Raw genomic sequence first — 11,631 nt, forward strand, 5'->3', positions numbered from 1 at the left:
CAAAGGCATTCTGCTTAGCGAATTTCAGACTCAAATAAATCCACACCAAAATCCCTCCCCAAATAGGACTGATCCTGAAAAGGAAAGGGAATCAGTTTAGTTTCCAGACATGCCGAATGCATCGTGCAGAATTCGAACAGCAAGCTCAGTATACTTTGCGTCGATTACAACCGAAACCTTGATTTCGGAGGTGGATATCATCTGGATATTAATACCTTCCCGAGCAAGTGACTGAAACATCTTAGTGGCAACACCCGCGTGACTACGCATACCAACACCGACTATGGAGATTTTAGAGATGTTTTCATCAGTTACGACATCCTTTGCATCAATCTCTTTAGAAGTCTCCCTGGTAATGGCCAGTGCCTTTTTAAAGTCAGCCTTGGTAACAGTGAAGGTAAAATCAGTGTTCCCAGCCTCGCTGACGTTCTGCACAATCATATCCACGGAAATATTGGCATCGGAAAGAGGTGAGAGTATCTTTGCGGCAATTCCCGGCTTATCCGGGACATGCATAACGGCAATCTTTGCTTCGTTTTTGTCATAGGCAATGCCTGAAACGAGTACTGCTTCCATATCCTTATCCTCCTTGGTAACCATGGTTCCGGGATTATCATTGAAGCTTGATCGAACATGAATATCAACGTCATACTTTTTGGCAAATTCAACCGAACGAATCTGAAGCACCTTGGCGCCAAGACTCGCCAGTTCCAGCATCTCTTCATAAGATATTTTCTCAACCTTACGAGCGTCCTGACAGATATTTGGGTCCGTGGTATACACCCCATCAACATCAGTATAAATTTCACACACATCGGCCTTTAACGCTGCAGCCATTGCAACGGCAGATGTGTCCGAGCCACCTCTACCAAGAGTTGTAACATTGCCATCCCGGTCAATTCCCTGGAATCCGGCCACAACGACTATTACTCCATCCTTGAGATCCGCTCTCACATTTTTGTCCGGGATTTCTTCTACGCGAGCCTTGCTGAAAACGCTGTCCGTAATGATGGGCACCTGCCATCCATGGTAAGACTTGGCTTTATACCCCATGGATTTGAGGCACATTGCAAGCAGAGCGATAGAAACCTGTTCACCGGCAGCAACAAGAACATCATATTCCCGGTTATCAGGGAACTCACACGTCTCATTGGCTAGAGCAACCAGTTTATTGGTCTCACCGGACATTGCGGAAACAACCACAATCATGTCATTCCCGGCATCATAGGTCTTGGCAACCCTTTTAGCGACATTCTTTATGCGATCTATGGAACCCATGGACGTTCCGCCATACTTTTGGACCACTAAAGCCATCTCTTCAATCCTCCTTAGATGGATAATTACAGCAATGCTGAGGAATTCCCTATGGACAGGGAGTTTTGTATTTAGCAAGAAATCCCGTACAGGTCAAACACTTTTCTACGGCAAAACAGCGGCAAGACGCCGCAACAGTTCACTCGATCGACTGCCAGTAGGCTGAAAGCAGAGCTTGCGTCGCTCCGCACTCTCCACATTGAAAAAAACCGTGAGATTATCCTGTGGTAACAGACTCCCCAGCCGATCGGCCCATTCTACGACAGCAGCGCCGGTTCCGAAAAAATACTCATCAAATCCGAGCTCAGAAACCTGCCTTGCATCGGCCAATCGATAAAGATCAAAATGATATAACGGTATTCGCCCCTGATGTATATTGAGGATTGTATAGGAGGGGCTACAGACCGGTTCATCGGATGACACACAAAGCCCCTGAGCAATTCCTTTGACAAATTGGGTCTTGCCGGCGCCGAGTTCTCCAACCAACGCGACAAAATCACCCGGCGCCAGCAATTCGCCTAACTTTAGTCCACATTCAAAAGTAGACATATTGCTCTCGGAAATCAGCTCCTTCACACTTCACCCTGGGCAATCATGGTCCGAATCAAATCGATCCGGGCAACAATTCCGACAAGCAAACCGTCGTGTACCACCGGTACGGCATTGTATCGGTTGGCGCTCATAATATCAGCAATGGTGCTGATTTCAGTATCAGGAGAAACTGCAGCAATTTTACCCGAACAGATGTCGCCCACCTCCTGACCGGTGATTTTCCTTAACTGCTGCTCTAGCACCTTACCACTTTCAAGATAGAACACTCCGTCAAATAGAGAAAAAACCGTAGGAATGTGAAGGTTACGATCCTTTTCGATCAGATCTGTCTCTGTAACCATCCCGACCAGAACCCCATCTTCAACGACAGGAATGCTACTGATGCGATGCAATACAAATAGCTCGGCCAATTCTTTTACACCGGTCTTTCTGGTCACGGTGATGACATTTTTAGTCATTACATCAGATGCTTTAAGCATTAATTTTCTCCTTTATGATTTTCCGGCTGGTTGGTCAGACAATAACCACAAAACAATTATTAGTCTTGATGAGGGGTGCACGCTAGTTTGAATACCGCTTGAATCCTGACTTGACAGGAGAATGTTCTTTTAATTTATTGAATGCATACGGAAGATTCTCGCTGACATCGGTTGCCGTAATGCCCATTTCCCCTTTTTCCCGAGCAAGCAGATCTCCTGAGAAACCGTGTATGAAAACAGAGAGCCGGCAGGCGTCAAATGGCGGATATCCCTGGCACAAAAGGGAAGTTACGATCCCGGTCAGAACATCCCCCATGCCTCCTGACGCCATCCCGGGATTGCCGCTGCCGTTAATTGCAACGTCCCCTTCAGGGGATACAATTACCGTTCTCGCGCCTTTGAGGATTAAGAAGACCTTATATTTCACTGCAAATGCGACAGAAACCCCAATCCTGTCGCATTCAATCTCAGGAACAGAAAGACCGGCAAGGCGGGCCATCTCACCCGGATGAGGCGTGAGAATAACTACCGGAGAGGTCCTGTGACAAAGCAACGCTATGTTTTCTGATATGGCGTTCAGCCCATCTGCGTCGACAACCAAGGGAAGCGGTACAGAACCAATCAGCTTTTGAACAAGGAGTGTTGTTTCAGGTTTTCGAGACAACCCGGGGCCAATTGCGACAACATCCTTTCCATCCAGTCCAACATGGATATCCGGTAAAGACTCATCTCCTAGGTATCCACGTCCGGAATCATCTACTGGAATAGTCATCGCCTCGGTTGTTTTGATTTCTATGACCTGATTGAGGCTCGACGGAATGGCAAGGGAAACAAGCCCTGCTCCTGAACGCACAGCTGAGTTCCCTGCCAGTACAGCAGCACCTGTGTGTCCAGTGGAACCCGCAATTATCACCCCATGACCGAAACTCCCTTTGTGAGCAACAGGGGATCTTGGTCTTAATAGTGCTGCTGCGGCTTCGGAATCGATGAAATCGTAAGATTTTGCCTTCTGAATAATCTCTGAAGGGATGCCGATATCCACAACCTTCAAATCCCCGGTGAATGAAGCACCGGGATACAACACATGCCCAAGTTTAGCCGATGCAAACGTAACAGTCAGATCGGCCTTGACCGCAGCGCCAAGAACTTCTCCAGTGCTACCGTGGATACCGGAAGGGATATCCACTGCAATAACCTGTTGCCCCATTGCATTGATAGCATCAATAGCATGCCGGTAAATTCCAGAGACCTGGCTCTTGAGACCGGTGCCGAATATGGCATCCACTACCAGTGCATATTTTCCGATCTCAGCAAGACTGTTAACCAGGGAATCCATGTCGGAGCAGAAAGAAAGCCCAACTCCTTCCGGTAATCCGGCAAGGTTATCAGCTGCATCCCCGGTAATATCGCGTTGCTGTGCCAGAACAACTACAGACACATCCCAGCCGGCTTGAAACAACTTCCGGGCTATTACATAACCATCGCCGCCATTGTTACCTTTACCGGCAAAGATAATTGCACTTACCCCAGCTGTTGGGGAAACAGATGAAATCATCACTTCAGCGCAAGCGCTACCTGCTCTCTCCATAAGATGGAGCCCCGGAATGCCATAATTTTTAATGGTTTCCTGATCAATCAATTGCATCTGTTCTGCAGTTACAATCTTCATATAACCCCAGATTCAGCGGTCAGACATTCAATCCGACAAAAAGTATTTCAAACTTCAATATTATACTTCTTGATCAAGTCGTAAAGTGTCGGGCGACTCACCCCCAGATCGTCAGCAGCTTTTGCAATATTCCCTGCATTTGCAGAAAGGGATCCCCTGATAAGGTCTATTTCGAGCCGCTCGCGAGCTTCCCGAAGTGTTAGAGCCCCCCCCTTTGGACCGGCATGCCCGGCCATTGAGGTAAACCCCAGATCTTCAGGTTCTATCAGGTTTCCAGTGGCCATTAGAACAGCCCTTTGGACCTTGTTTTCGAGTTCACGAACATTCCCGGGCCAGGCATAGTTTTTCAAAGCATCCATTGCTGAGGGTGAATAGCCCCGAACCTTCTTACGGAACTCTTCATTAAACCGGCGCAGGAAAAATGTGGCTAGTAGGGTAATGTCTTCGCCCCTGTTTCTCAACGGCGGTAATTCTAACGTTACAACGCTTATCCGATAATAAAGGTCCTCTCGAAAAACTCCGTCAGCCATTGCTTTTGCAATATCGATATTTGTAGCTGCAATAATCCTGGCATCGACATTAATATCTTCCCTGCCCCCAACCCTCTGGACAACCTTTTCCTGAAGAAACCGTAACAGCTTTACCTGAAGCGGCGGCGGCAATTCCCCAATTTCATCGAGAAACAGTGTCCCTTTATCGGCATATTCGAACTTACCCTGAACCTTTGCCATTGCGCCGGTGAAGGCACCCTTTTCATGCCCGAAAAGTTCTGCCTCCAAAAGGTTGTCCGGAATAGCTCCACAATTGATCGGGATGAACGGACAACCGTTCCGAAGACTTGCCATATGAATTGCACGTGCAGCGAGTTCTTTTCCGGTCCCGCTTTCACCGATTATCATCACGGCAACATCAGAGGCGGCAATCTTTCTAATGGTAGAAAACACTTTCTGCATTTCCGAACATTGTCCCAGGATACCGCCAAATTCCCCAGAGCGGTTTTTGAGTTCTCCCTGAAGCCGCTTGTTTTCACTTTCAAGCACATGCAGCTGAAAAGCCCTTGATAAAATCACCTTCAACTCATCCAGGTTAACTGGTTTTTGAATAAAGTCGTATGCGCCTAATTCAATAGCTTTAAGAGCGTTCACCCTCTCGTCATTACCACTGATAACAATAACCTTGACTGAGGGGTCAATTTTCAGCATCTCAGAAAGACAACGAAATCCTTCGTCGGATGTTTCGATAAATGGAGGAAGCCCAAGATCAAGGGTTACTACCGTCGGATGGTGCTTGTTGAAATATGTCAACGCCTCCGCAACATCGGCAGCAAGCATGATCTGGTAGTCTTTGCTGAGTCCCCATTTAAGCTGCTTTCGGATATCCTCGTTATCATCAACAATCAGTAACTTTTCCATTTGAATAAACCTTCCAGTTTGTTAAAAAAGAGGGCCTGACAGAGGTAGCCAGACAGTAAAGGTAGTACCGTTGCCGGGTTTGCTCTCAACTTCAACTCGACCCTGATGCGCCTCGATTATCTGTTTCGATTGATACAATCCAATACCCAACCCCTTGATTTTAGTAGTCTTGAACGGGGAGAACAGGTGCTCCCTTATGAATTCCGGCGTCATCCCGCAGCCTCGGTCTATCACCCGTATAAACGCCTGTTCCTTTACCCCCACTTCGACATTTATACACCCACCTTTATCCGATGCATCAAGGGCATTGATCAGCAGGTTGGTCAATACCTTTGATAATTCCTGCGAATCAGCCACTGCAACCACACTGCTCCCGGATACTGTTATATCACCACATGGGATCGAGGCAACAGTTTCCGTTGCCATATTCAGAAGATCTACTTCACCAAGTTCAAGATTATGCCTCTCAGGAAGATCCTTTAACTTGGCAATGAGAAATTTCATCTTTGCAACAGTGTTACCTAGCGTATCAAGCAAATCCTTTTGGAATTCCGGCTCGCCAATGTAATCAACAGCGTTCTCGGTAAGAAGAGAAAGACTATAAACAAGGTTTTTGAGGTCATGCATGACAAAAGCCGTCACTTTGCCAACGGCCTCCATTTCGCGTGACACCGCAAGTTGCTCTGAGAGTCCTGCGCTTGCAAGCGCAAAAGCCGCTTGGCTCGCGAGCGTTTTCATCAGGTCGTAATCCTCGTAGGTATACTCTTCCCCCTTATTGATGGGGCGCAGAAGAACAATAAACCCTTCCAGATCAGCACCCATAAATACCGGCACGGTAAATGCGATATTTTCAGAACTGACTACAGCGACATCGGCGGCGTCTATCTCGGATTCATGGTAGTCCGAATTGTAAACCCAGCCCAATTTTAACATATACCTGATCAGTGAATTATCCCGCGTAAGGGTGAATGCGGAAGCATCTGTCTGGTATGCCCCCCTGTTGAAGTATACCTGCTGCTCCGGAGCCCAGATATAAATCATAGCTGCTCCCATGGCAAAGGTATCGCAAAAAGCCGACAGAATCGCTGCATCCAGTTCCGAGTTGTTTCGTGTTTCCGCAATTCTGCTGGTAAAGTTGAGCCATTGCATCCTGTAATCGTACTTGTTATCAAAAAAGTTCTTATTAACGAATACCTTGATCTTTCGCTTCATCTGCTCTGAGAGCAGAATCACTATCAGGAAAATACACCCGAGAAAAAAAACCGACAGAAAGATTATCTGCTGGGAAGCCTCCCCAAAATAGCGCAGCCCCTGGCCAAGCAGCCCGAGAAGAATGAGGTAACCGCCGACAATTACCAATACCAGTGACCGAAAGGCCATTTCCCGTGAAAGGGTAACCTTTACCTGGCTCCTGCCACGTCGAAGCGAATAAGTCAAAAATGCTCCGGACACGACAAGCGCCAGAGTCCGTAACGGAGAAAGGTTCATATTGATTGAACGGTAAAGCAACCCTTGGCTGTAATAGAATATGAAGAACCCCAGCAAGGTCCCGACACCGATAATTGTAAATTTGATCTGCCATTGCTCCGGACGCAGCGCCGAGCGAAATGTCGCTTCAAGATTGAAGAGCGCTGCCACAAGGTAAATAAACACCGTAATGTAGAATACAAAACCCGAATTGCTCAAAAAAAGCATCCGCTCCGAAACGAAATCAGGTGAGTAGAAGAGTCGGTCGGGAGCAACCGTTAACCCGGCAATGAACAAAAGAGGAGTAATTATAATCAAGAAGCGGGAGATAAGAGGCGTAGACTGCCAGGAAAACTTTCTTGAAAATAGAATACTGAAGAAAAATAAGAGAATCGATAGCGCTGCTTCAAGAAAGATTGATGTTCTTTTTGATGACAGGTAATCCAGAGGGGCATACAAAGACAGGGATTCAGCCACTTCGAGAAATGCAGCCGTAATAATAGAGGCGACAAGAAGATAAGTGGAAGTGCACCTCTCGCCTCTTGAAAAAGTTAACACCGAAACACTCAGAGCAATAATGCAGGCTGTCCAGGAAAAAACTGTTAAAATCATATCCCCTGTCTAATGAATAGATTTATCCTGACTTAATTTCAGCAGTGATAATAGCTCCGGTACCAGTCGATAAAACGGCTGATTCCATCCTCTATGGATGTGGACGGCCTGAAACCGACATCTTTTGCCAGATCATCGACGTCAGCGCAGGTTGCGGGTACATCGCCAGGTTGGAGAGGCAAAAAGTTTTTCTCAGCTTGTTTCCCCAAACAGTCTTCCAGCACCTCAATGAATCTGATCAGTTCAACCGGGCTATTGTTGCCGATGTTGTATATCCGGTATGGAGCAAAACTCGTCCCAGGATCCGGGCAATTGCCATCCCAACTTGGGTTAGGTCCGGGAACGCTGAAAATTACCCGGGAAATCCCTTCGACAATATCATCCACATATGTGAAATCCCGCTGCATTTTCCCGTTATTGAACACGTCTATCGGCTTACCTTCCAGAATAGCGCGGGTAAAGAGAAAAAGAGCCATGTCAGGTCTTCCCCAAGGGCCATATACTGTAAAGAACCTGAGACCAGTGGTTGGAAGACCGTATAAAGAAGAATAGGTATGTGCCATCAATTCATTGGCTTTTTTGGTTGCCGCATAAAGCGAAACCGGATGATCGACATTGTGATGAACCGAAAACGGCATTAACGTATTGCCGCCATAAACAGAACTCGAAGAAGCGTACACAAGGTGTTTTACCTCGTTATGGCGACACCCCTCAAGAATATTAATAAATCCTTGAATGTTGCTGTCAATGTAGGCGTAAGGATTGGTGATAGAATAGCGGACACCTGCTTGCGCAGCAAGGTTTACCACTGAATCGAAACGTTCTGCCTTAACAAGAGCGAGAACCGCCTCGCGGTCGGCAAGATCTCCCCGGACAAAACGAAATCCAGGAGTCGATTCAATCAGTTGTAAGCGGCTTAATTTCAAATTGATGTCGTAATAATCGTTTATATTGTCAAAACCAACCACCTCATGTCCCAATGCCAGAAGTTTTCGCGACAGATGAAACCCTATGAATCCTGCAGCACCTGTAACAAGTATCTTCTGAGTTTTAGCGCCGAATCTGTCCATTTGCTTAGTCCTCCACTAGAAACTTGTCGGTACTATACAGTATTGCCGCTAATTTTCAACCGGCATGATGGATATATAGATAGTCGTAACTTTCTATTATCACACAATCCGCAGCAGCATCCTGAATAGCCTTGATTTCAGTTGACCGGGAAATGACATTTGCGATATAAATCATAAAATTTCGTTTTAATTCTCACCGGAGGTAATCAATCATGTCTCTTGTAGAACAGATCAGAGCGAAAGCAAAAAAGAACCAGAAAACCGTTGTTCTTCCAGAAAGCTATGATGAACGCATGCTTTTCGCGGCACAACAAGTAATGGAACAAGGTTTGGCGAAAATTATTATACTTGGCAATAAGACCGAGGTCCAGAATGCTGCAGCAACAAAAGGGGTAAACCTGGCGGGAGTTGAGATATTAGAGCCGGCAACAGCCCCGAAACTCGATTCTTATATCGATGCACTTGTTGAGCTTCGCAAAAGCAAGGGACTCACCCGGGAAGAGGCCCATAAGCTGTTAACAGCAAAAGACAACCTTTATTTTGCTGGAATGATGGTTCGCGAGGGAGATGCCGATGGAGAAGTAGCCGGAGCAACCGGCACAACAGGCGACGTACTTCGAGCGGCATTTCAAACCGTTGGCACTGCTCCTGGCATAAAGACCGTATCATCGTTTTTTCTGATGATCACCAAAACCCCGGCCTTTGGAGAGAATGGCATCCTTCTTTTTGCAGATTGTGCAGTCAACCCCAACCCCGATGCCCAAGCATTGGCGGAGATTGCCGTTGCAACCGCTCGGAACTGCAAGTCATTTCTGGACGTCCCGGCCAGAGTTGCAATGCTGTCCTTCTCAACAAAGGGAAGTGCAAGCCATCCAGACGCGGACAAGGTCCTGAAAGCTCTTGATATCGCAAAAAGCATTGATCCCAACATGCAGATTGACGGTGAATTACAGGCGGACGCAGCGCTCTTACCCAAAGTTGGGGAAAAGAAGGCTCCAGGAAGCCCGGTTGCAGGCAAAGCGAATGTTCTCATTTTCCCGGACCTTGATGCCGGAAACATTGCCTACAAACTTGTGGAAAGGGTAGCAGGAGCCGAAGCTGTCGGCCCCATCATTCAAGGGCTTGCAAAACCGGTGAACGACCTTTCGCGCGGCTGCTCAGTTGAAGATATCGTCAATGTAGTTGCAATTACCGCAGTACAAGCCCAATGAATTAATAGAAACGCAATCATTTCAAAGCGAAAAAGCGATACTCCTTATAAAAAAAGCCGCCGAGACTATACTCGGCGGCTTTTTTACTGTAGTGGAAATTAACTACTTTCGCACAAAATCACTCCGCGAAAACGAATATTCAAAATTCATATGATCAGTATAGCTGCCGGCAAGAATTGCGGCAACATCCTCTGTAAACACCAGTTCCTCATCAGTCGGAATCACGTAAACCTTAACCGGTGAATCATCAGATGTTATCAGCGTCTCCCGTTTCCGGGTCATTGCTGACCGGTTCCGATCCTTATCAAGGTGTATGCCGAGATGCTCCATCCCTTCAATGGCCCGCTCTCTGATCGGAGCACCCATTTCACCAACACCCGCAGTAAATACAATCGCATCAAGCTTGCCAATCGCCGCCATATACGATCCGATATATTTCCTGAGACGATAAGCCTCAATATCCAGAGATATCTTACAAAGCCGATCACCTTTGGAAGCATTTTCTATCACATCGCGCCGATCGGTGAAACGTCCCGTTATACCCAAGACCCCGCTTTTCTTATTGAGAATGCTGTCAATCTCCTTGGCGGACAAATTCTCTTTCTGCATCATGAATGCAGGAATAGCCGGATCTATATCCCCGCAGCGAGTACCCATAACTGCGCCTTCCAGAGGGGTAAGCCCCATGCTGGTATCCACAGAAACCCCATTCTTTATTGCACAATGAGAAACGCCGTTGCCGATATGCATCGTTATAATATTGCATTCCCGCGGCTGCTTTCCCAGAAGGACAGCAGCACGCTTTGAAACATAAAGATGTGAAGTCCCATGGAATCCATATCTTCGTACTCCGTATTTTTCATACCAGTCGTATGGTAATGGGTAGAGATAGGCATGCTCCGGCATTGTCTGATGGAAAGCGGTGTCAAATATGGCAACATGCGGTACATTCGGAAGAAGGGCTTGGGCAGCCTCAATACCGGCAATATTGGGCGGGTTGTGAAGTGGAGCAAGATGCTGAACTTCTTTGACTGCGTCCAAAACATTCTCGTCAATCATAACTGATCGAGTGAATTTTTCTCCTCCGTGAACAACACGGTGACCAACAGCAGAGATCTGGTTTATATCCTTAAGGACACCGTGGACTGGATCAAGGAGAGTCTTGATGATCAGGTCTATCGCAAATTGATGATCGGGACATTCGGAATCTTCCCGGTAAGTCTCCTTGCCCGGAACCTCATGCATTATAAAGGAATCGCCAATTATTACCCTCTCCACCATACCCTTTGCTACTACTTCTTTGCGGTCCCAGTCAAATAACTGGTACTTCACCGACGAGCTCCCGCAGTTAAGGGCCAGAATATCCATGTGCTCCTCCTGAATATATTTATGCTAAAAAACTGAACGGAAAACCCGAGAATTTTCCGTCATGTTAAATATTTCGCCAAAATAATTTAAAATAAATAAAACTGTTTTTATAATAACCCAGGTCTGAGCTCAATTCAAGAAAATTTCTGAAAATCCCGCCGGTCAATATCCAACCTTTCCACTGGACTTTTGAAAATGCGTATGCTAGTTTTACCACGGTTTTGATAAAAGCATTTATAAAATAAAGGAGGTGAATACCTTGGCTCACGTGATTTCCAACGATTGCACCAACTGCGGTTCTTGTGTCGACTCTTGCCCGGTCAACGCCATCAGCTCAGGCGACAGCAAGCACAATATCGACGGCGATACCTGCATTGATTGTGGTGCGTGTGTTGACACCTGCCCGGTAAGCGCTATTTCCGCTGCTTAATTGAGAAGGTAGCAAAGCAATAAAAAAAGGCCGACATGATAGTCGGC

Annotated in this window: 10 protein-coding genes; 2 read left to right on the forward strand and 8 right to left on the reverse strand. The window is 46.7% G+C overall.

What is annotated here, in order from left to right:
* Positions 1-96: 96 nt before the first annotated feature.
* The 7 genes from OR1_RS14440 to OR1_RS14470 form a co-directional block, all read right to left on the reverse strand.
* Positions 97-1,314, reverse strand: a complete 1,218-nt coding sequence (locus OR1_RS14440; protein WP_041972595.1) for an aspartate kinase — start codon at positions 1,312-1,314, stop codon at positions 97-99.
* A gap of 105 nt (positions 1,315-1,419) precedes the next feature.
* Positions 1,420-1,890: a tRNA (adenosine(37)-N6)-threonylcarbamoyltransferase complex ATPase subunit type 1 TsaE gene (gene tsaE, locus OR1_RS14445; RefSeq protein ID WP_152609915.1), complete on the reverse strand. Its 471-nt coding sequence runs from the start codon at positions 1,888-1,890 to the stop codon at positions 1,420-1,422.
* Entirely contained in the window at positions 1,887-2,345 is a 459-nt protein-coding gene (locus OR1_RS14450) for a CBS domain-containing protein (protein WP_041972597.1), read from the reverse strand. Before OR1_RS14450 ends, tsaE begins: the two co-directional genes overlap by 4 nt.
* 82 nt (positions 2,346-2,427) lie before the next feature.
* The gene (locus tag OR1_RS14455; protein ID WP_041972598.1) at positions 2,428-4,014 is read right to left on the reverse strand and encodes a bifunctional ADP-dependent NAD(P)H-hydrate dehydratase/NAD(P)H-hydrate epimerase; all 1,587 of its coding nucleotides are present in this window, start codon (positions 4,012-4,014) and stop codon (positions 2,428-2,430) included.
* A gap of 47 nt (positions 4,015-4,061) precedes the next feature.
* The gene (prsR, locus tag OR1_RS14460; protein WP_041972599.1) at positions 4,062-5,426 is read right to left on the reverse strand and encodes a PEP-CTERM-box response regulator transcription factor; all 1,365 of its coding nucleotides are present in this window, start codon (positions 5,424-5,426) and stop codon (positions 4,062-4,064) included.
* Between the two features lie 21 nt (positions 5,427-5,447).
* A complete protein-coding gene (prsK, locus tag OR1_RS14465) occupies positions 5,448-7,505 on the reverse strand; it encodes an XrtA/PEP-CTERM system histidine kinase PrsK (protein ID WP_041972600.1) in 2,058 nt (685 codons plus the stop codon).
* Between the two features lie 38 nt (positions 7,506-7,543).
* Entirely contained in the window at positions 7,544-8,575 is a 1,032-nt protein-coding gene (locus OR1_RS14470) for an NAD-dependent epimerase (RefSeq protein WP_041972601.1), read from the reverse strand.
* Between the two features lie 212 nt (positions 8,576-8,787).
* Between OR1_RS14470 and pta the strand changes: the two genes are divergently transcribed.
* Positions 8,788-9,786, forward strand: a complete 999-nt coding sequence (pta, locus tag OR1_RS14475; protein ID WP_041972602.1) for a phosphate acetyltransferase — start codon at positions 8,788-8,790, stop codon at positions 9,784-9,786.
* A 102-nt stretch (positions 9,787-9,888) separates the two neighbouring features.
* Here pta and OR1_RS14480 read toward each other — a convergent pair whose 3' ends face one another.
* The gene (locus tag OR1_RS14480) at positions 9,889-11,154 is read right to left on the reverse strand and encodes an acetate kinase (protein WP_041972603.1); all 1,266 of its coding nucleotides are present in this window, start codon (positions 11,152-11,154) and stop codon (positions 9,889-9,891) included.
* Positions 11,155-11,413: 259 nt separating this feature from the next.
* Between OR1_RS14480 and OR1_RS21715 the strand changes: the two genes are divergently transcribed.
* Positions 11,414-11,584: a DUF362 domain-containing protein gene (locus OR1_RS21715; protein ID WP_082002970.1), complete on the forward strand. Its 171-nt coding sequence runs from the start codon at positions 11,414-11,416 to the stop codon at positions 11,582-11,584.
* The last annotated feature ends 47 nt before the right edge of the window (positions 11,585-11,631 follow it).

Source organism: Geobacter sp. OR-1 (assembly GCF_000813145.1).
Taxonomy (GTDB): domain Bacteria; phylum Desulfobacterota; class Desulfuromonadia; order Geobacterales; family DSM-12255; genus Geoanaerobacter.

What these genes read in the sequence shown, in the direction of transcription:
- OR1_RS14440 (WP_041972595.1), bottom strand. Translation starts at nt 1,314, where the DNA reads ATGGCTTTAGTGGTCCAAAAGTATGGCGGAACGTCCATGGGTTCCATA.
- OR1_RS14450 (WP_041972597.1), bottom strand. Translation starts at nt 2,345, where the DNA reads ATGCTTAAAGCATCTGATGTAATGACTAAAAATGTCATCACCGTGACC.
- OR1_RS14455 (WP_041972598.1), bottom strand. Translation starts at nt 4,014, where the DNA reads ATGAAGATTGTAACTGCAGAACAGATGCAATTGATTGATCAGGAAACC.
- prsR (WP_041972599.1), bottom strand. Translation starts at nt 5,426, where the DNA reads ATGGAAAAGTTACTGATTGTTGATGATAACGAGGATATCCGAAAGCAG.
- prsK (WP_041972600.1), bottom strand. Translation starts at nt 7,505, where the DNA reads ATGATTTTAACAGTTTTTTCCTGGACAGCCTGCATTATTGCTCTGAGT.
- OR1_RS14470 (WP_041972601.1), bottom strand. Translation starts at nt 8,575, where the DNA reads ATGGACAGATTCGGCGCTAAAACTCAGAAGATACTTGTTACAGGTGCT.
- pta (WP_041972602.1), top strand. Translation starts at nt 8,788, where the DNA reads ATGTCTCTTGTAGAACAGATCAGAGCGAAAGCAAAAAAGAACCAGAAA.
- OR1_RS14480 (WP_041972603.1), bottom strand. Translation starts at nt 11,154, where the DNA reads ATGGATATTCTGGCCCTTAACTGCGGGAGCTCGTCGGTGAAGTACCAG.